19 protein-coding genes are annotated in these 18,362 nt (G+C 61.6%); 12 read left to right on the plus strand and 7 right to left on the minus strand.

Features of this window, described 5'->3' with window-relative positions; translation table 11 throughout:
- Positions 1–54: 54 nt before the first annotated feature.
- Positions 55–849 (plus strand): 3-oxoadipate enol-lactonase, encoded by a 795-nt coding sequence (gene pcaD / locus ACQKP1_RS00590; protein ID WP_427273802.1) that lies wholly within the window; start codon positions 55–57, stop codon positions 847–849.
- 69 nt (positions 850–918) lie between these two features.
- Here pcaD and ACQKP1_RS00595 read toward each other — a convergent pair whose 3' ends face one another.
- The 6 genes from ACQKP1_RS00595 to mepA form a co-directional block, all read right to left on the minus strand.
- Positions 919–1,554 (minus strand): 2,3-bisphosphoglycerate-dependent phosphoglycerate mutase, encoded by a 636-nt coding sequence (locus ACQKP1_RS00595; RefSeq protein ID WP_427273803.1) that lies wholly within the window; start codon positions 1,552–1,554, stop codon positions 919–921.
- A 21-nt stretch (positions 1,555–1,575) separates the two neighbouring features.
- Positions 1,576–2,388: a 4-hydroxy-tetrahydrodipicolinate reductase gene (gene dapB, locus ACQKP1_RS00600; protein ID WP_427276369.1), complete on the minus strand. Its 813-nt coding sequence runs from the start codon at positions 2,386–2,388 to the stop codon at positions 1,576–1,578.
- Between the two features lie 18 nt (positions 2,389–2,406).
- On the minus strand, positions 2,407–4,170 hold the full coding sequence (locus ACQKP1_RS00605) for an ABC transporter ATP-binding protein (protein ID WP_427276370.1): 1,764 nt from the start codon (positions 4,168–4,170) through the stop codon (positions 2,407–2,409).
- Between the two features lie 130 nt (positions 4,171–4,300).
- Positions 4,301–5,341 (minus strand): glucokinase, encoded by a 1,041-nt coding sequence (locus tag ACQKP1_RS00610; RefSeq protein ID WP_427273804.1) that lies wholly within the window; start codon positions 5,339–5,341, stop codon positions 4,301–4,303.
- Between the two features lie 27 nt (positions 5,342–5,368).
- Positions 5,369–5,749: a methylglyoxal synthase gene (locus tag ACQKP1_RS00615; RefSeq protein WP_054149416.1), complete on the minus strand. Its 381-nt coding sequence runs from the start codon at positions 5,747–5,749 to the stop codon at positions 5,369–5,371.
- An 87-nt stretch (positions 5,750–5,836) separates the two neighbouring features.
- On the minus strand, positions 5,837–6,910 hold the full coding sequence (mepA, locus tag ACQKP1_RS00620; protein ID WP_427273805.1) for a penicillin-insensitive murein endopeptidase: 1,074 nt from the start codon (positions 6,908–6,910) through the stop codon (positions 5,837–5,839).
- 188 nt (positions 6,911–7,098) lie between these two features.
- Between mepA and ACQKP1_RS00625 the strand changes: the two genes are divergently transcribed.
- The 11 genes from ACQKP1_RS00625 (at position 7,099) to ACQKP1_RS00675 (ending at position 17,355) form a co-directional block, all read left to right on the plus strand.
- Positions 7,099–8,937: an extracellular solute-binding protein gene (locus ACQKP1_RS00625; RefSeq protein WP_425959219.1), complete on the plus strand. Its 1,839-nt coding sequence runs from the start codon at positions 7,099–7,101 to the stop codon at positions 8,935–8,937.
- 142 nt (positions 8,938–9,079) lie between these two features.
- Positions 9,080–10,174: a microcin C ABC transporter permease YejB gene (locus ACQKP1_RS00630; protein WP_427273806.1), complete on the plus strand. Its 1,095-nt coding sequence runs from the start codon at positions 9,080–9,082 to the stop codon at positions 10,172–10,174.
- Complete coding sequence (locus ACQKP1_RS00635) at positions 10,174–11,310, plus strand: ABC transporter permease (RefSeq protein WP_427273807.1); 1,137 nt, start codon at positions 10,174–10,176, stop codon at positions 11,308–11,310. Before ACQKP1_RS00630 ends, ACQKP1_RS00635 begins: the two co-directional genes overlap by 1 nt.
- Positions 11,311–11,377: 67 nt before the next feature.
- Entirely contained in the window at positions 11,378–11,626 is a 249-nt protein-coding gene (locus ACQKP1_RS00640; RefSeq protein ID WP_203019038.1) for a hypothetical protein, read from the plus strand.
- Positions 11,614–12,114 carry a type II toxin-antitoxin system VapC family toxin gene (locus ACQKP1_RS00645; protein ID WP_427273808.1) on the plus strand — a complete coding sequence of 167 codons (501 nt, stop codon included), beginning with the start codon at positions 11,614–11,616 and terminating at the stop codon, positions 12,112–12,114. Before ACQKP1_RS00640 ends, ACQKP1_RS00645 begins: the two co-directional genes overlap by 13 nt.
- Positions 12,111–13,739 (plus strand): ABC transporter ATP-binding protein, encoded by a 1,629-nt coding sequence (locus ACQKP1_RS00650; protein ID WP_427273809.1) that lies wholly within the window; start codon positions 12,111–12,113, stop codon positions 13,737–13,739. The genes ACQKP1_RS00645 and ACQKP1_RS00650 overlap by 4 nt, the downstream gene beginning before the upstream one ends.
- Positions 13,740–13,751: 12 nt before the next feature.
- On the plus strand, positions 13,752–14,714 hold the full coding sequence (locus tag ACQKP1_RS00655) for a 2-hydroxyacid dehydrogenase (RefSeq protein WP_427273810.1): 963 nt from the start codon (positions 13,752–13,754) through the stop codon (positions 14,712–14,714).
- Between the two features lie 93 nt (positions 14,715–14,807).
- Positions 14,808–15,098 (plus strand): hypothetical protein, encoded by a 291-nt coding sequence (locus tag ACQKP1_RS00660; protein WP_427273811.1) that lies wholly within the window; start codon positions 14,808–14,810, stop codon positions 15,096–15,098.
- Positions 15,099–15,237: 139 nt separating this feature from the next.
- Positions 15,238–16,542 carry a nicotinate phosphoribosyltransferase gene (pncB, locus tag ACQKP1_RS00665; RefSeq protein ID WP_203019046.1) on the plus strand — a complete coding sequence of 435 codons (1,305 nt, stop codon included), beginning with the start codon at positions 15,238–15,240 and terminating at the stop codon, positions 16,540–16,542.
- 103 nt (positions 16,543–16,645) lie between these two features.
- Positions 16,646–17,107 (plus strand): CoxG family protein, encoded by a 462-nt coding sequence (locus ACQKP1_RS00670; RefSeq protein WP_427273812.1) that lies wholly within the window; start codon positions 16,646–16,648, stop codon positions 17,105–17,107.
- Between the two features lie 92 nt (positions 17,108–17,199).
- Positions 17,200–17,355, plus strand: a complete 156-nt coding sequence (locus tag ACQKP1_RS00675; RefSeq protein ID WP_167539685.1) for a hypothetical protein — start codon at positions 17,200–17,202, stop codon at positions 17,353–17,355.
- Positions 17,356–17,373: 18 nt separating this feature from the next.
- On the opposite strand, the gene ACQKP1_RS00680 is transcribed toward ACQKP1_RS00675, so the two are convergent.
- A complete protein-coding gene (locus ACQKP1_RS00680; RefSeq protein WP_427273813.1) occupies positions 17,374–18,360 on the minus strand; it encodes a type II secretion system F family protein in 987 nt (328 codons plus the stop codon).
- Between the last annotated feature and the right edge of the window lie 2 nt (positions 18,361–18,362).

The following is an 18,362-nucleotide window of genomic DNA, read 5'->3' on the forward strand; positions in this document are numbered from 1 at the left end:
TTTGGCCGGAACCACAACAAGGGGGGCGCAAACGGCCCCACAGGAGTATGAGATTTGGCTTTCACCACCATCAACGGCAATGTCGTCCATTACGAGCTGATCGGAGAGGCGAAAGCCAAGAACCTGATCGTTTTCTCCAATGGGCTTGGCACCGACTTCCGCATCTGGCTGCCGCTCTTCGATGAACTCGGCGATGACGTCTCTGTGCTCTTCTACGACAGTCGAGGCCACGGCCTCTCAGGCGGTGCCGACAAGCCCTTCGGCATGGCCGATCTGGTCTCGGATCTCGCGACCCTCTGCGATGAACTCGGCATCCGCAAGGCCACTTTCTGCGGCCTCTCCGTTGGCGGTCTCGTCTGCCAGGGTCTCTGGCAGGAGCGGCCTGATCTGTTCCGCAAGCTCATCCTCTGCGACACCGCACCCCGCATCGGCTCTGCCGAAATCTGGGCAGAACGCATCGCCGGCATCGAGAAGGGCGGTCTGGAAAGCGCTGCCGACAGCGCCATGGCGCGCTGGTTCACGCCGGCATTCCACGAAGACCGCGCGGATGAACTGGCCGGCTATCGTCTGATGATGACGCGCCAGGCTCTCTCCGGCTATCTCTCGACCTGTGCTGCCCTGCGCGATACGGACTTTTCCGACGTCCTGCCGACAATCACTGTGCCCACACTCTTCGTCGTCGGCGATCAGGATGGCTCGACACCGCCGGCCACGGTCGAGGCCGGCTCACAGCTGGTGCCTGACGCGCGTTTTGAGGTGATCGACGACTGCGCCCATATCCCTTCGGTCGAGCAGCCGGAAGCGCTCGCCGAGCTGATCCAGGGCTTCATGCGCAAGCAAGCGAACTGAGAACAGTCACTGAAAATGCAGAATCCGCCTCATGGGCGGCTTCTTTCATTTCGGGGAGGGTGGTGACGCTCAATGCGCGGCGGACATGTCGCCCAGCACTTCCTTCGAAGCCACCGTCGAATCCGCGTTCAGCTTGTAGACCATGGGAACGCCGGTCGCGAGATTGACGCCGAGGATCTGCTCCTTGGTCAGCTTGTCGAGCACCATCACCAGCGAGCGCAGCGAGTTGCCGTGTGCCGCCACCAGCACCTTCTCACCGCGCAGCACACGCGGCAAGATTTCGGTCATGTAGTAGGGCCAGACGCGGGCACCGGTGTCGCGTAGGCTTTCGCCACCCGGCGGCGGGATGTCGTAGGAACGGCGCCAGATATGCACCTGCTCCTCACCCCATTTAGCGCGGGCATCGTCCTTGTTAAGGCCGGAGAGATCGCCATAGTCGCGCTCGTTCAGCGCCTCGTCCTTGATCGTTTCGAGGCCGGTCTGGCCGACGTTTTGGAGGATGATGTCGCAGGTCTTCTGCGCACGCGTTAGCACCGAGGTGAACGCGATATCGAACTTGATGCCGTAATCGGCAAGCGCCTTGCCGCCGGCATTGGCTTCCTGCACGCCGAGCTCGGTGAGATCAGGATCACGCCAGCCGGTAAACAGGTTTTTCAGGTTCCAGTCGCTCTGGCCATGGCGCACGAGCACGAGTGTACCGGTCATCGACAATTCCTCTTCTGACGATCAGGGGGTGGAGTTAAGCCCGAGCACGTCGAGCATGGTATAGCGACCGGGCTTCTGGTCCCGGGCCCAAATGGCGGCCTTCAAGGCGCCGCGGGCAAACAGCGAACGGTCGGTCGCACTGTGAGACAGGGTCACCATTTCGCCTTCGCTGGCAAACAGCACGGAATGCTCCCCGATCACCGAGCCGCCGCGCAGCGTGGCAAAACCGATCGAACCTTCCTCGCGCGGTCCGGTATGGCCGTCGCGCACCCGAACGGAATGATCGGCAAGCGATATGCCCCGGCCTTCTGCCGCTGCTTCGCCGAGCAGAAGCGCGGTGCCCGAGGGAGCGTCGACCTTGTGCTTGTGATGCATTTCGAGCACCTCGATATCCCAGCCGGCCGCATCGAGCGCCCGCGCCGCCTGCTTGATCAGAACCGAGAGCAGATTGACGCCGAGGCTCATATTGCCCGACTTCACGACGCGGGCATGCCTGGCCGCCGCATCGATCTTCTCTTCGTGCTCCGGCAGGCAGCCGGTGGTGCCGATCACGTGGACGATCCGCGCCTGCGCGGCGAGTGCTGCGAACTCGACGGTCGAAGCCGGCGTGGTAAAGTCGATGACCCCATCTGCGTGAACGAAGGCCGCGAGCGGATCGTCGGTGACGGCAACGCCGAGCTTCGGCAGGCCGGCCAGTTCGCCGGCATCCTGACCGAGCACGGCCGAGCCTGCCCGTTCGACCGCCGCATGCAGGACAAGGCCTTCTGTCTCTCTGATCAGCTTGATCAGCGTCTTGCCCATGCGACCGGCGGCACCGACGACGACGAGCTTCATGGGTGTATTCATGCGGGTCTATTCCTGGCTGATGAGCAGGCCGTTCGGGGCGGCCTGCAGATTGTTGAGGCGAGCGTAAAGACCGCCCTGCCGCTGTGCAAGGCTCTCATGCGTGCCTTCTTCCACCACTTCGCCGTCCTGCATGACAATGATCTTGTCGGCATTGACGACGGTCGATAGACGATGCGCGATGACGATCACGGTGCGGCCGGCCATGGCCGCATCGAGCGCCTGCTGCACGGCCGCTTCCGATTCCGTGTCGAGCGAGGACGTCGCCTCATCGAGGAGCAGGATCGGTGCGTTGCGCACCAGCGCGCGGGCAATCGAGAGCCGCTGCCGCTGGCCACCGGAAAGCGTGATGCCGTTCTCGCCGACGGGCGTATCGTATCCCTGCGCTTGCGCCAGGATGAAGTCATGGGCGTTTGCCAGCCGCGCCGCGTCTTCGATTTCGGCATCGGTCGCTTCCGGACGGCCGTAGCGGATGTTGTCGCGGATCGTGCCTTCGAAGAGGTAGGGTTGCTGCGACACATAGGCGAGTTGCTGGCGCAGCGACGATTTCGTCACGTCTGCAATATTCTGCCCGTCGATCAGGATCTCGCCTTCGGCCGGATCGTAGAAGCGCGGAACAAGCGTAATGACCGTGGACTTGCCGGCACCTGACGGTCCGACCAGCGCAGTCGTCTTGCCGCCTTCGGCCGTGAAGCGCAGCTTGCGCAAGACAGGCTCGTTCGAGCCGTAGGCAAAGGTCACGTCACGGAATTCGATCTTCGCCTCGGTCACCGACATCTGCTGGGCGCCGTCCTTGTCCCGCTGGTTCGGCTGCGTGTCGAGGATCTCGTAGATCATCCGCGCATTGACGGCGGCGCGTTCCATATGGACCTGCAGACGCGCCAGTCGCTTTGCGGGCTCGTAAGCGAGGAGCAGGGCCGTGACGAAGGAGAAGAAGGCGCCCGGCAGCACGCCGCCATAGATCGATTGATAGGCGGCATACGCCATGACGCCGGCAATCGACAGGCCCGCCAGGCTTTCGGTCAGCGGTCCGTTGCGTTCGCTGAGGCGGGCAATCCTGTTGGCGCGTCCCTCTGCGGCATTGATCGTCGACTGGATCTTGTTTTCCAGCTGGCTTTCCATGGTGAAGGCCTTGACGATCGCAATGCCCTGGACCGCTTCCTGGATCGCACCGAGAACATGCGAGTTCAGTATGACCGATTCTTTGGTGGCGCTTCGCAGACGCCGCGAGATATAGCGCAGGCCGAGGAAAAGCGGCGGTGCCACGGTGAACACGATTAGCGACAGGACGATGTCCTGATAAAACATAACGGCGAGCAGCGCGACGAGTGTTACGAGGTCGCGGGCAAGCGAGGTGATCGTCATGTTGAGAACGTCACGGATCCCGTTGATGTTCTCGTTGATCTGGGCCGCGAGCCGCGCCGACCTCGCCTCGCTGAAATAGCCGACGGAGAGCGACATCAGATGGGCAAACAGGCGGCGCTGGTAACGCGCCACGATGTTGTTGCCGATCGTCGACAGCGTCACGGCCTGACCGTATCCGGCAAAGCCGCGAATGAGGAAAGCCGCGAAGATCGATCCGCAGATGAGCCAGACGAGGTCGGCGCGCCGGTTGGCAAAGGCCTCGTTGATGACGGCTTCCATGATCCAGGCGGTGAAGGCGGTGGTCAGGGCAACCGTGATCAGGCAGACAATGGCGAAGGCATAGCCCGCCACATGGTCCCGGCCATTTTCGGAGATCACGCGCTTCAGGACAGCGGAGACGCTGTCCATGTCTGGCTGACGGGTCTGGCTGTCCTGAGCGTCCAAAAAAGAATGTCCTGTCCTGTTGCCTTGCACGCCTCGAAAGGCGCCGCCGCTCTATAGCCAGTCGCAGCGCCTTTGACCATAGTGGGACAGGCGCTCAGCGCCAGTGACGCCCTTCGGTCGCAAGCCCGAAATCCGAAGGCGCGGTCGCAAAGGCGGCCAGCCCATGCAGGGCCGCCTGCGGATGGGTCACGACGAAGGTTGGGATCCCGTGCATCACGGCCTGGTGCGGCGCCTTATCTTCGAAGGCGGCGCGGAACTCGCCGCTCTGCAGCGCCGGCAGGATCTTCGGCGAGATGCCACCGGCGAGGAATACGCCGCCCTTGGCCATGAAGATCAGCGCGAGATCGCCGGCAACCCGACCGAGATAGGTGGCAAACAGGCTGAGCGCCTCGCCCGCTCTTGTATCGGCGCCCGAGATACCCGCTGCCGAGACTTCGGCAGGCTCGTCGTAGCGCGGCGTCAGGTTGCCGTCCGCCTTGCAGAGCGCCCGGTAGATGTTCATCAGACCTCGGCCGGAGAGCAATTCTTCCGCCGAGATCCGGCCAAGCGATGCGTTGGGGTCGCGCACAGGCGTTAGATGCGGCCAGATCTGGTGATCGCGACTTGTGCGCGGGCCGACATCCACATGCCCGCCTTCGCCCGGAACCGGAAACCACATGTCTCGCGCCCGGACCAGACCGGCAACGCCGAGTCCCGTGCCCGGACCCAGCACGACGCGTGAGCCGAGCGGCGCTTCGCTCAGCGAACCGAGATGCTGTCGATCATCGACATCCAGCGTTGCGGCCGCAAGCGCCTGCGCCTCGAAGTCGTTGAGCAGCAGCACTTCGGAAAAGCCCAGATCGGCCATCAGCACCTTCGGACGAACCACCCACGGGCAGTTGGTGAGCGGCACTTCGTCGCCCTTGATCGGCCCAGCCAGCGCCAGGATCAGTGAACGCGGCTTGTGGCTCGTCGTCTCCAGAACACTCGCGCGGATGGCGTCGTCGATCGTGGCAAAATCCTTGTTCACCACATTGGGGAAGCTGACCTTCTCGCCGCTCTCGTCGAGGAGGATCCAGAAGCGCGCATTGGTGCCGCCGATGTCACCAATCAGGATCGGAAAGGGAAGGGTGTCGTCGCGATGTGTCTGGGCCATGGTCTGTCCGGTCTTGGGCCCCGCTGCTCAGGCAGTCAGGGTCTGCATCAGGATGTCGGCGGTTGCGAGGTTCAGCGCCATCGGAATGTCATAGACGGTCGCCAGACGCATCAGCGCCTTGACATCCACATCATGGGGCATGGGAGTCAAGGGGTCGACGAAGAAGACAAGCATGTCAACTTCGCCGGTCGAGATCAATGCGCCGATCTGCTGATCGCCACCGAGCGGACCGCTTTTCAGCCGCGTCACATCGAGCTCGGGCACAGCATCCTTGATCCGGCCGCCGGTCGTGCCGGTCGCGACGATCCGCCAGCCCATGAGTTTGGCCTGGTGACGCCGGGCGAAATCCGCCATGTCGTCCTTTTTCTGGTCATGCGCGATCAGGGCGATGCAACGGGTGCGGCTCACGAGGGACCCCAGCTGATTTAAATCGATTTGATGGACCCATCTAGCGCAGGCAGAGGCGCTTGAAAAGCGCCTGGTACAACCTCGTCTTCACCAACCGGCCGGCCGGGCCGGGGGGACCGGAACGATGGCGGGCAATTCGAAAGGTTCAGCCACCCTCGCGACCGACGGTGCCGCGAAGGCCGACGCTGCGTTGCCGGGCATCGAACCACCTGCGGCCTGATAGGTCACCTCGAACTCGCTCGATGGGCCTTGCGCATCGAGAACCATGGCGCAGGCCTTGGGCAGATCGGAGACCTGCACGGCCCGTGGCTTCGGCGCAGGCTTTGCACTCGGGTCCTTCTTCGGCGCGGCCCACGGCTCCTTGGTGAACCACCAGGCAAGCGACTGATCACAGCCATCGCCGGGCGGTACGGCCGCCTGTGGTTTGCAGCCGGCAGCGCCTTCGGGGCAGCGCATGCGGATATGGAAATGCGCGTCATGGCCGTAGATGGGCCGGATCTTGCCGAGGACCGCGCGGTCCCCCGTCCAGGTGTCGCAGAGCTTCTTCTTGATCGCCGGATTGACGAAGATGCGCTCGACTTGCGGATAGCTCGCCGCCTGCACGACGACCCGGGCATGGGTATTGGTCCAGAGCCGCTTGTTGACGGTCAGAAACTTGTCCTTCTCCAGCATGGAGGTAAATGGCAGATCCTCGCGCTGCTGTGCTGAGAGCGGATTGGCAGGCTTCGGCGTAAACCAGATATCGGCATCGAGCCCGATCTGATGCGAGGCATGACCCGACAGCATCGGCCCGCCGCGCGGCTGCGAGATGTCGCCGATCAGAATGCCGGAACCCCAACCGAGCTGGACCGCATCTTTCGAGAAGCGCTCGAGAAGCGCGATCATCTCCGGGTGGCCCCAACGTCGATTGCGTGAAAGCCGCATCGCCTGCCAGGTGGGTCCGTCCGTCGGAATGGCGACCGCGCCGGCAATGCAGCCCTTGGCGTAAGAGCCGTAGGGCGAGGGGGCCGCCTTGGCTGGCAGTGCCATACCGCCGAAAAGCTCTTTGGCCGGACGCCCCTCGGCAGATGCCGTGTCGCTGATGACGGTCGCGAATGCGCAGGCAAACGTCAGTGCCATGGCGAGCGGGCGTGCGCCCTTGGTTTTCTTCATCGTGTGCATGTCCCCGGTCGATCCGAATTCGATCCCCGCCGGATGGCCGGGGTGAATCACCTGTGAGTCTAGCCTGAAACGGAATTGGGGTGAATCTGCGGAAGCCACGACGCTCACATCTCTGTCAGTCCCCTGTTTTTTGCCTGGTTTTGCCCTATCCTGCTTCGCAACAAGAGCAGATAAGGGGAAGTCGGCGGATGGATCGCAACAAGTCGAGCTTTGCAATCTGGGGCCTGATGGCGGTGTTGGCATTCACGCCATCTCATGGGGCGGCGGAAGAAACGGCAGAGCCGTTCCGCCACGGTGTCTCGATTTTGGGCGACCTCAAATATCCGCCCGGCTTTGCTCATTTCGATTACGTCAATCCGCAAGCGCCGAAGGGTGGGACCCTGCGTATGTCGGCGACCGGAACCTTCGACAGCTTCAACCCGGTACTCGACAGGGGCGAAGCGGCGCCCGGCTTGATCAACGTCTTCGACACGCTTCTGAAAGACACGAGTGACGAGATTTCCACCGGCTATGGTCTGCTCGCGGAAGGCGTCTCATTTCCCGAGGACATCTCGAGCGCCACCTTCCGTCTTCGTGCCGAGGCTCGCTTTGCCGACGGTGAACCCGTCAAGCCGGAAGACGTCATCTTCAGCTTCGAGAAGCTGAAGGAACTGAACCCACTCTACATGAGCTATTACAGCCATGTGGTCGCGGCCGAGAAGACCGGCGACCGCGACGTCACCTTCCGCTTCGATCAGAAGAACAACCGCGAACTTCCGATGATCCTTGGCCAGTTTCCGGTTGTCCCGAAGCATTGGTGGGAGGCGAACGGGTCTGGTGGCCAGCCTCGCGACATCGCACGCACGACCTTGGAGCCGGTCATCGGGTCGGGGCCGTACAAGATCGCCGAGTTCAAGGCAGGCTCCACCATCCGCTACGAACTGCGTGACGACTATTGGGGCAAGGATCTCAACGTCAACTTAGGCTACAACAACTTCAAGAACATCACCTACACCATGTTCGGTGACCGCGACGTCGAGTTCGAAGCCTTCCGCTCCGGCAATACCGATTTCTGGGTGGAAACCCGAGCGGCGCGCTGGGCGACCGGCTTCGATTTCCCCGCGGCAAAGGATGGCCGCGTCAAGAAGGAAGAGTACGAAAACACGTTCCGCGCCACCGGTGTGATGCAGGCGCTGGTGCCCAACATGCGGCGCGAGATGTTCAAGGATCAGCGGGTTCGCAAGGCGCTCAACTACGCCCTCGACTTCGAGGAGCTGAACCGCACCGTCTTCTACAACGCCTATTTCCGCGTCAGCAGTTTCTTCAGTGGAACCGAACTTGCCTCCAGCGGGCTGCCGCAAGGCCAGGAACTGGAGCTCCTGACTGCTCTGAAGGACAAGGTTCCCGCTTCGGTCTTCGACACGCCTTACACGAACCCCGTCGGCGGGTCTCCGCAGGCATCGCGAGACAATCTGCGCAAGGCCGTCGAGCTCTTCAAGCAGGCGGGCTACGAGCTTCGCGGCAATGCTATGGTCAATGCGCAAACAGGCCAGCCCTTCCGCTTCGAGCTCCTACTGTCCAACCCCCAGCTTGAGGTGGTCGCGGTCCCTTACCAACAGCAACTGCGCAAGATCGGCATCGAAATGTCCGTCCGCACGGTCGATCCTTCGCAATACACCAATCGGACCCGAACCTTTGACTACGACATGACCTGGACCGTCTGGGCTCAGACGCTGAACCCGGGCAATGAACAGCGTGATTATTGGGGCTCGACATCGGTCAACCGCGAGGGATCCCGGAACTATGCCGGTATTGCCGATCCGGCCGTCGACGCCCTGATCGAAAAGATCATCTTCCCGGCCGACCGAGAAGAGCAAGTCGCCGCCACCAAGGCCATGGACCGAGTGCTCCTTGCCCATGACTATGTCATTCCGCTCTATTATGGCGGCACGTCTCGCTATGCCTTCTGGGACAAGTTCGAGCACCCCGCCGAACTGCCGACCTACAGCACCGGCTTCCCGTCGATCTGGTGGGCGAAAAGCCCATGATCTCCGCTCGGGGCTTGCGCCCCCTGTGTGAGACTCTAGGAATGTAGCGGGCGAATCGCTGGATAACGGAGCAGCTGATATTGGCGGACCATACGAGCTTGGACATCGTGGGCAGATCTGATTGTGAGTGGGGGCGCCCCGCATGACCGCCTATATTCTCCGGCGTCTGCTGCTCATGATACCCACAATGATCGGCATCATGGGGATCTCCTTCATCGTCATCCAGTTCGCCCCCGGCGGCCCCGTCGAGCAGGTCATCGCGCAGCTCAGTGGCCAGGGTGACAGCGCAGATGCGCGCCTTTCGGGCGGCGGGGACATGCTGGGCCAGTCCGCCGGCGCAGATGAGGGGGGCTCCCGCTATCGCGGCGCCCAGGGTCTCGATCCGGAGCTGATCGCCAAGCTCGAAAAACAGTTCGGCTTCGACAAACCGCCGCTCGAGCGCTTCCTCGAAATGATGTGGAATTACATTCGCTTCGATTTCGGCGAGAGCTTCTTCCGCAACACCTCCGTCATCGACCTGATCATAGAGAAGCTGCCGGTGTCCATATCGCTCGGCCTCTGGGTGCTCTTGATTTCCTACGCCATTTCGATCCCGCTCGGCATCAGGAAAGCGGTCTCCGACGGCTCCCGTTTCGATGTCTGGACGTCAGGCATCATCGTCGTAGGCTACGCCGTTCCCGGCTTCCTGTTCGGTATCCTGCTGATCGTGCTTTTCGCCGGCGGATCCTTCTTCGACTGGTTCCCGCTTCGCGGCCTGACCTCCGACAATTTCGACCAACTCTCCTGGTGGCAGAAGATCCTCGACTACTTCTGGCATCTTGCATTGCCGCTGACCGCCCTCCTGCTTTCGGCCTTCGCCACGACCACGCTGCTGACGAAGAATTCCTTCATCGACGAGATCAAGAAGCAATATGTCGTCACCGCCCGCGCCAAGGGTCTCGGCGAGCGCCAGGTGCTCTACGGTCACGTCTTCCGCAACGCCATGCTGATCGTCATCGCCGGCCTGCCGGGCGCCTTCATCTCCGCCTTCTTCACCGGCTCGCTTTTGATCGAGAACATCTTCTCGCTTGATGGCCTCGGCCGCCTCGGCTACCTCGCAATCGTCAACCGCGACTATCCGATCGTCTTTGCGACGCTCTATATCTTCTCGCTGATGGGTCTTGTGATCGGCCTGATCTCCGACCTGATCTACACCTGGATCGATCCGCGCATCGATTTCGACCGGAGGGATGTCTGATGTCCGCCGTCGAAACCACGACCGTTGCTCCGCCGAAGAAGGGTTGGTTGAACCCGACGAACCGTCGGAGGCTTGAGAACTTCAAGGCGAACAGGCGCGGCTTCTGGTCCTTCTGGATCTTCATGGTGCTTTTCGTACTCAGCCTGTTTGCCGAGTTCATCGCCAACGACAAGCCCGTTATCGCCTCCTACAAGGGCGAAATCCTATTCCCTGTGGTCGTCGATTACCCGGAAGAGAAGTTCGGCGGCTTCCTCGCCGTCACCGACTATCGCTCGCCCTTCATATCCGATGAGATCAATGCCAATGGCTGGATGGTCTGGCCGCCGATCCGCTATTCCTACCGAACGGTCAACTCCGAGGTCCCGCATTCGGCGCCGACCGCACCCTTCTGGCTGATGGACAAGGAGACCCGTTGCGCCGCCTATCCGCTCGGCGCCGAGGATCCGAACTGCGTGCTCGGCAACATGAACTGGCTCGGCACGGATGATCAGGCCCGCGACGTCATGGCGCGCATGATCTACGGCTTCCGCATCTCGATCCTCTTCGGCCTGGCACTCACGCTCGCCTCCGCCGCGATCGGGGTGACGGCTGGTGCCGTGCAGGGCTACTTTGGCGGTTGGACCGATCTTCTGATGCAGCGTTTCATCGAGATCTGGTCGTCCATGCCGGTTCTCTACATCCTGCTGATCATCGCGGCCATCCTGCCGCCCGGCTTCTTCGTCCTGCTCGGCATCATGCTGCTTTTCTCCTGGGTCGGCTTCGTCGGCATCGTGCGCGCCGAGTTCCTGCGTGCACGAAACTTCGAATATGTGAATGCAGCCCGGGCGCTCGGCGTTGGCAACGGCACGGTCATGTTCCGCCATCTCCTGCCGAACGCCATGGTCGCGACCCTGACCTTCCTGCCTTTCATCCTCTCAGGCTCGATCACGACGCTCACCTCGCTCGACTTCCTCGGCTTCGGCATGCCGCCCGGCTCGCCTTCACTCGGCGAACTGATCGCCCAGGGCAAACGCAACCTCCAGGCCCCCTGGCTCGGCCTCACCGCCTTCTTCACCATGTCGATCATGCTCTCGCTCCTGATCTTCGTTGGCGAAGCCGTCCGCGACGCCTTTGACCCGAGAAAGACCTTCCGGTGATGCTGGGTTCGTCAAAAGACAGCATCTGTGGCATGATGAGCGCAGGCCTGATCAGGAGTGTGATGCGATGAACAAGATCGTCAGGGAGCATTATCCGGTTGAGAATTTGCCGGCGGATCTGCGTGAGGGACTGACCGAGGGTAGCACTGTGCGCGTCGTGCTGGAGATGGAAGGCGACGCCCCGAGCCCGGCCAAAACGAGCTATGAAGAGTTCATGAAAAAGGTAGAGGCCTATCGCAGCCAGGACGACCGCCGCGTTACGACCGCTGAAGCCGTGGCGCGTATTCGGGAACTTCGTGACGAATGGGACGACTGATGCCGCAACGGCACCAAATCTACCTCGACACGAATGCTGCGATCTTGCTCGTTGAGGGTGATGGCCCTCTCCGTGACTTGATGCGAAACTTGACCAGCAAGGCATCATCTCGACCGAGCGCGATCTTGTCTACGAGCGCGTTGACCATTTCGGAACTGCTGGTGAAGCCATTACGCGATGGCGATATGAGACTCGTTGAAGTCTACAGGGCTTGGGGCTCGGGTCTGCCGTGGCTACAGATCGTTCCCGTAGCGAGCAACATCCTGGATACCGCCACACAATTGCGGGCCCGCCGGAACAGCCTGAAACTGCCAGATGCCATCCATGTCGCATCAGCTCTCGCTGTCGCCACCACGCATTTCTTGTCAGATGACCAAGGCATTTCCAACTCTGTGACAAATTCGTCCTCGAAAGAGCCTGACTTGTTTGAAGTTTGCCGGTTGGACGCGTCCTCTCTCACCTCCCTGATCGAAAGCCTTACCGCATGACCGAACCCCTGCTCTCCGTGCGCGATCTGTCCGTCGCTTTCCACCAGGGTGGCCGCGAAAGCTTGGCGGTCGACCATGTCTCGTTCGACATCCAGCGCGGCGAGATCGTCGCTTTGGTCGGCGAATCTGGCTCCGGCAAATCGGTCTCTGCTGCATCCATTCTGAAACTTCTGCCCTATCCGGCAGCGAGCCACCCATCCGGCCAGATCCTCTTCGACGGCCGCGACCTGATGACCGCAAGCGAGCCAGAGCTCCGTTCCGTGCGCGGCAACGACATCACCATGATCTTCCAGGAGCCGATGACCTCGCTCAATCCGCTTCACTCGATCGAGCGGCAGATCAGCGAAATCCTCGCACTTCACCAGGGATTGCAAGGCGCACCCGCTCGCGCCCGCGTGCTCGAACTTCTGCACCAGGTCGGCATTCGCGATCCGGAAAAGCGGTTGACTGCCTTCCCCCATGAGCTTTCCGGCGGCCAGCGTCAGCGTGTGATGATTGCGATGGCGCTGGCCAACAGGCCGAAGCTCTTGATCGCCGATGAGCCGACCACAGCCCTCGACGTCACGGTCCAGGCCCAGATCCTCGAACTCTTGGGGCGCCTCAAGTCGGAGCACGGTATGTCCATGCTCTTCATTACCCATGATCTCGGCATCGTCCGCAAATTCGCCGATCGCGTCTGCGTCATGACCAAGGGCAAGATCGTCGAGGCAGGTCCCGTCGAGGATATCTTCGAGCGACCCCAGCATGCCTATACGAAGAAACTGCTCGCCTCGGAGCCGCGCGGCGAACCACCGTTGCTGGACGAGACAAAGCCAATTGTCATGCAGGGCGAAGATATCCGCGTGTGGTTCCCGATCAAGGCCGGCTTCCTGCGCCGCACTGTCGATCACGTGAAGGCCGTCGATGGCGTGGATCTCACGCTTCGCGCTGGCCAAACGCTTGGCGTCGTCGGCGAATCCGGTTCCGGCAAGACGACGCTCGGTCTTGCCCTTTCGCGCCTCATCTCCTCGAAGGGGCGCATCAGCTTCATCGGCAAGGACATCGATGCCTTCTCCTATAGCGAGATGCGGCCGCTGCGCGATCGCCTGCAGATCGTATTTCAGGACCCGTTCGGTTCCCTCAGCCCGCGCATGTCCGTCGGCGAGATCATCGCGGAAGGTCTGAAGGTTCACGAAAAGCAGCTGACGGCAGAAGAGCGCGACGGCCGCGTCGCCTGGGCGCTGGAGGAAGTTGGCCTCGACCCCGCCACCCGCTGGCGCTACCCACATGAATTCTCCGGCGGCCAGCGGCAGCGCATCGCCATTGCCCGCGCCATGGTGCTGAAACCCCGCTTCGTCATGCTCGATGAACCCACCTCCGCCCTCGACATGACCGTACAAGCGCAAGTGGTCGATCTCCTACGCGATCTGCAGGCCAAACACGACCTCGCCTATCTCTTCATCAGTCATGACCTGAAGGTCGTGAAGGCGCTGGCCAATGAGCTGATCGTCATGCGCGGCGGCAAGGTGGTGGAGAAAGGTCCGGCCGCAGAGGTCTTCGCTGCGCCCAAGGCCGATTACACCCGTGCCCTGATGGCCGCCGCCTTCAATCTCGAAGCCGTCGAGGCCGGCGGCATCCGCCAATAACGTGAGTCTGCAATGTCCGAAAAACGCCCCGTCGTCGTCGATCTCCGCTTTGCGCGCGAAAGCGTGGTCAACGCGCTTCGCTCGGCCTTCCCTGATCGTCCTGTTATCGACATGGGTGACCCGGCGAATGCAGATCGTGACCTATCGGATGCCGAATTCGCCGTGGTCTGGAAGCCGGACCCGGCGCTCTTTCGTCGCGCCACGGGGCTCAAAGCCATCTTCTCCGGCGGCGCTGGCGTGGATCACATCCTCTCGGCATACGAACTGCCGGATCTCCCGATCATCCGTTTTGTCGATCGCAGCCTGACGGACCGGATGAGCGAATGGGTGGTCTGGCAATGCCTTCACCATCTGCGCCACGGCATCGCCTATGCTGGCCAGCAGCAGGCTCGCGTCTGGCACGAGATTGCGGATCAGCCGGAGGCCCGGGAGGTCACGGTTGGGGTCATGGGCCTCGGCGTGTTGGGCGCAGACGCCGTCCAGAAGCTCAAGGTCATGGGCTTCGATGTCATAGGCTGGTCCCGTCGCGCAAAGGCCATCGACGGTGTCGAAACCTTCGATACAACCGGGCTCGACGCCTTCCTCGGTCGCACCGATATCCTGGTCGGGCTTCTGCCGCTGACGGACGACACGCGCGGCATCTACGACCGCGCTCTGTTTTCCAGGCTCCGCCGCACAGGCCCCCTGGGCGGTCCGATCTTTCTCAATGCCGGTCGTGGCGGCAGCCAGAAGCAAGCAGAGCTGGTCGAATGCCTCAAGGACGGCACGCTGAAGGCGGCCTCTGTCGATGTCTTCGAAAGGGAACCACTCGATCGCAACAGTTTCCTCTGGTCTATGCCGAACGTGATCGTCACTCCCCACGCCGCCGCCGCCTCCGATGTTCGTGCGCTCTTCCGTCACGTCGAGGTGCAGATTGCTCGGCTCGAGGCTGGAAAGCCCCTCGAATTTGTTGTCGATCGTACCGCTGGCTATTAGCCGCCCGAGAATTGCGGGAACAAACCCGGCTGAGCTCCCGTTTCCCCTGAGAATCCGCGCCTTGCGCGCCTCAGGACACAAGGGAGCAACCACATGAGCAGCCGAACCGATCTTCCTGACACGACCGACCGTCGCACGCGCGGCCTTAAGCCGGAACCGATGACGCCAACCGAGGCGCGGCAGGGCTTTAAGGGCAAGCCGGTCCTGATTGTGCTGCTGGGCGGCTTGATCCTCGCCATGCTTGTCTGGATCCCGGCCGAATGGTGGGGCAATTCGATTGCACCAAGCGAACCGGCCAATCAGCCGGTCCAGCAGACCGCCCCGTCGCCGAGCGATAACAATGGCCAGATCGTGCCGGACTCCAGCCCGACCCCCACCCAGTAACGCGGTTACATCTCCCGGAGAGCGCAGTAATGGCGCTCTCTGGACATTCCCCCGGTGATTGCCGATAACTGCAGCGGAAACGGCCGAAGCGTTTCGGCCGTCCCCCGCAGTCCCGCTGCGGATGGCAAGGCAGTCGATCATGACCAAGACAGATATTGCGACCAGGGTTTACAATCATGCCTGGAAGCTCGATCCCATTATCCGCAGCCTGATCGACACGGACTTCTACAAACTGCTGATGCTCCAGATGATCTGGAAGCTCTATCCGCAGGTGAACGCCACCTTCACGCTCATCAATCGCACGACTTCGGTCAGGCTTGCCGACGAGATCGACGAACAGGAACTGCGTGATCAGCTCGATCATGTTCGCTCGCTGCGGTTGACCAAGAAGGAAATGATCTGGCTGGCCGGTAACACGTTTTACGGTCGCGCCCAGATCTTCGAGCCTGAATTTCTCGCCTGGCTCGGCAATCTCCAGCTCCCCGAGTACGAGCTCTCCAAGCGTGACGGTCAATACGAATTGACATTCCACGGCTCCTGGATGGAAACGACGCTTTGGGAAATTCCAGCGCTTGCCATCATCAACGAGCTGCGCTCACGGGCTGCCATGCGCTCGCTCGGCTATTTCACACTTGACGTGCTCTATGCGCGGGCCAAGGCCAAGATGTGGTCGAAGGTTGAGCGCCTCCGCGAATTGCCTGGTCTGCGCATTTCCGATTTCGGCACCCGTCGCCGTCACAGCTTCCTATGGCAGCGCTGGTGCGTCGAAGCCTTGAAGGAAGGTATCGGCCCGGCCTTCACCGGCACGAGCAATGTGCTGCTTGCCATGGATTCCGACCTCGAAGCCGTCGGCACAAATGCCCATGAGCTGCCGATGGTCGTTGCGGCACTGGCTAAGACCGATGAGCAACTGGCCGCAGCCCCCTATCAGGTTTTGAAAGACTGGAATCGTCTCTACGGCGGCAACTTGCTGATTGTTTTGCCCGATGCCTACGGCACGACGTCCTTTCTCCAGCATGCACCGGAATGGGTCGCTGACTGGACCGGTTTCCGTCCCGATAGCGCACCGCCAATCGAGGGCGGCGAGAAGATCATTGAATGGTGGAAGAAGATGGGCCGCGATCCGCGCAAGAAGCTCTTGATCTTCTCGGACGGGCTCGATGTCGACGCGATTATCGACACCTACCGCCATTTTGCCGGACGCGTCCGCATGTCCTTCGGCTGGGGTACCAATCTCACCAATGACTTCGCCGGCTGCGCGCCTGTCGAGATCGCTGGCCTGAAGCCAATTTCCATCGTTTGCAAGGTCTCGGAAGCCAACGGTCGCCCGGCGGTCAAGCTTTCCGACAACCCGCGCAAGGCGACCGGGGATCCGGAGGAAGTCGAGCGTTACCTCCGCTTCTTCGGCTCGCAGGACCGCGTTGAGCAGGCCGTTCTCGTCTGACGGTGGGTTGCGCTGATGGTTCAGCAGTCTTGCATCCGCCGCCTTCGCCATGCAGTCTGGGACTGCGGGAGGGAGCCCGCGATCCGCAAGGGAGGAAGACCGGATGGACATGCAAGGCAGCGAGCGCATCGAGGCGCCGGTGGAAACCGTTTGGCGTGCGCTGAATGATCCCGAAATCCTCAAGCAAGCCATTCCAGGGTGCGAAAGCCTGGAAAAGATCTCTGACAGCCAGATGGCCGCCAAGGTCGTTCTGAAAATCGGGCCGATCAAGGCAAAGTTCGAAGGGGCCGTCGAACTGCACAATCTCAATCCGCCGCATTCCTATACGATATCAGGCGAAGGCAAGGGTGGCCTTGCCGGTTTCGCCAAGGGTGGTGCAGATGTGACCCTGACCGAGGAAGAGGGCGGAGCGACCTTGCTCAGCTACACGGTAAAGGCCGAGGTCGGCGGCAAGATCGCCCAGCTTGGCAGCCGGCTGATCGAATCGACCTCCAAGAAGCTCGCAGGCGAGTTCTTCTCGAACTTCAATGCCGCAGTGACCGGTGGGGTCGAGACTGACGCTTGACGGATGACGCAGGATCGGGTGAAAGCCCGGCACAAGGAAGCGGCGGCATCGTGGAACCAGCCGAGATGATTCGGCCTTAAGGGGACATGATGATGAACGAAGGACCTGATCAGTATTTCGAGCAGCAGGACATGGCGATCAAGCTGATGCTTCTCGAGAACAAATCCGACGAACTCACGGACATCCTGGTTGAAGCGCTGCAGGATGCGCTGAAGCTCCTCGAAGAAGAGCTGGCGACTGTCCACTGACTGCGACCAGCCTGTCGGTCAGAACCTGTCGGAGACCTGGATCCCTGCGGGCCCCAGAATGACGGCGATCAGCACCGGCAGAAAGAACAGGATCATTGGAACGGTGAGCTTCGGCGGAAGGGCTGCTGCCTTCTTCTCCGCCTCGTTCATGCGTTCGTCGCGGCCCTCCTGTGCAAGCACGCGCAGAGCTTGCGCGACGGGCGTGCCGTATCGGTCTGCCTGGATGAGGGCCTGAACGACGTTCTTGACGCCGTCGAGCTGCGTTCGCGTGCCGAGATTTTCGAGCGCCTGGCGGCGGTCGGGAAGAAATGAAAGTTCGGCCGTGGTCAGCACCATTTCCTCGGCGAGTTCGGGTGACTGCTCGCCGATCTCGTCCGAGACGCGCCGCATTGCCGCTTCCAGCGAGATGCCCGATTCCACGCAGATCAGCATCAGGTCCAGCGCATCCGGCCAGGCGCGCTTGATCGATTTCTGGCGTTTCGTGATGCGGTTCGACACATAGATGTTCGGCAGGTAGAAGCCGAGATAACCGCCGAGAATAGTGACGAAGAGCCGGATCGGCAGTGCCTTTTCGGCGAGATTGCCGAGCACGAAGATCCAGAAGGCCGTGAGGGCCAGTGTTGCGAACGGCAACAGGAAGCGCGCCAGAAGGAACATGTTCAGCGCGTTTTGCGACCGAAGACCCGCCGCCTTCAGTTTGTCCACGGTGGTGTCGTCCACCAGCGCCTTGCGCAGGTTGAAGCGTTCGACGATGTTGCGGACTGACTTGTTGTTGGTCGTGCGCAGCGATGCCCGTCCCTGGGCGGCGTCAGCATTCAGCTTGGCGCGCTCGCGCGCACGGATGAGGTCACGTTCGGTCGACACGGCGCGCATGCGTTTGGTGAGATCGCCGCGCTCCATGTAAGGCATCGCGATGGTGTAGAACGTCCCGAACACCGCAAGCGCCACGAGGACGGCGATGATCAGTGCCGGATCGGTCACTTGTGCAGCCCAGTCTTCGGTCATCC

The organism is Allorhizobium sp. NPDC080224, from assembly GCF_050281005.1.
Lineage (GTDB): Bacteria > Pseudomonadota > Alphaproteobacteria > Rhizobiales > Rhizobiaceae > Allorhizobium.

Excerpts from the sequence above, each read along its gene's own strand:
- ACQKP1_RS00680 (WP_427273813.1), bottom strand. The coding sequence starts at position 18,360 with ATGACCGAAGACTGGGCTGCACAAGTGACCGATCCGGCACTGATCATC.
- ACQKP1_RS00625 (WP_425959219.1), top strand. The coding sequence starts at position 7,099 with ATGGATCGCAACAAGTCGAGCTTTGCAATCTGGGGCCTGATGGCGGTG.
- dapB (WP_427276369.1), bottom strand. The coding sequence starts at position 2,388 with ATGAAGCTCGTCGTCGTCGGTGCCGCCGGTCGCATGGGCAAGACGCTG.
- ACQKP1_RS00630 (WP_427273806.1), top strand. The coding sequence starts at position 9,080 with ATGACCGCCTATATTCTCCGGCGTCTGCTGCTCATGATACCCACAATG.
- ACQKP1_RS00650 (WP_427273809.1), top strand. The coding sequence starts at position 12,111 with ATGACCGAACCCCTGCTCTCCGTGCGCGATCTGTCCGTCGCTTTCCAC.
- ACQKP1_RS00595 (WP_427273803.1), bottom strand. The coding sequence starts at position 1,554 with ATGACCGGTACACTCGTGCTCGTGCGCCATGGCCAGAGCGACTGGAAC.
- ACQKP1_RS00655 (WP_427273810.1), top strand. The coding sequence starts at position 13,752 with ATGTCCGAAAAACGCCCCGTCGTCGTCGATCTCCGCTTTGCGCGCGAA.
- ACQKP1_RS00605 (WP_427276370.1), bottom strand. The coding sequence starts at position 4,170 with ATGGACAGCGTCTCCGCTGTCCTGAAGCGCGTGATCTCCGAAAATGGC.
- ACQKP1_RS00610 (WP_427273804.1), bottom strand. The coding sequence starts at position 5,341 with ATGGCCCAGACACATCGCGACGACACCCTTCCCTTTCCGATCCTGATT.
- ACQKP1_RS00660 (WP_427273811.1), top strand. The coding sequence starts at position 14,808 with ATGAGCAGCCGAACCGATCTTCCTGACACGACCGACCGTCGCACGCGC.
- ACQKP1_RS00645 (WP_427273808.1), top strand. The coding sequence starts at position 11,614 with ATGGGACGACTGATGCCGCAACGGCACCAAATCTACCTCGACACGAAT.
- ACQKP1_RS00635 (WP_427273807.1), top strand. The coding sequence starts at position 10,174 with ATGTCCGCCGTCGAAACCACGACCGTTGCTCCGCCGAAGAAGGGTTGG.
- pncB (WP_203019046.1), top strand. The coding sequence starts at position 15,238 with ATGACCAAGACAGATATTGCGACCAGGGTTTACAATCATGCCTGGAAG.
- ACQKP1_RS00675 (WP_167539685.1), top strand. The coding sequence starts at position 17,200 with ATGAACGAAGGACCTGATCAGTATTTCGAGCAGCAGGACATGGCGATC.
- ACQKP1_RS00670 (WP_427273812.1), top strand. The coding sequence starts at position 16,646 with ATGGACATGCAAGGCAGCGAGCGCATCGAGGCGCCGGTGGAAACCGTT.
- mepA (WP_427273805.1), bottom strand. The coding sequence starts at position 6,910 with ATGCACACGATGAAGAAAACCAAGGGCGCACGCCCGCTCGCCATGGCA.
- ACQKP1_RS00640 (WP_203019038.1), top strand. The coding sequence starts at position 11,378 with ATGAACAAGATCGTCAGGGAGCATTATCCGGTTGAGAATTTGCCGGCG.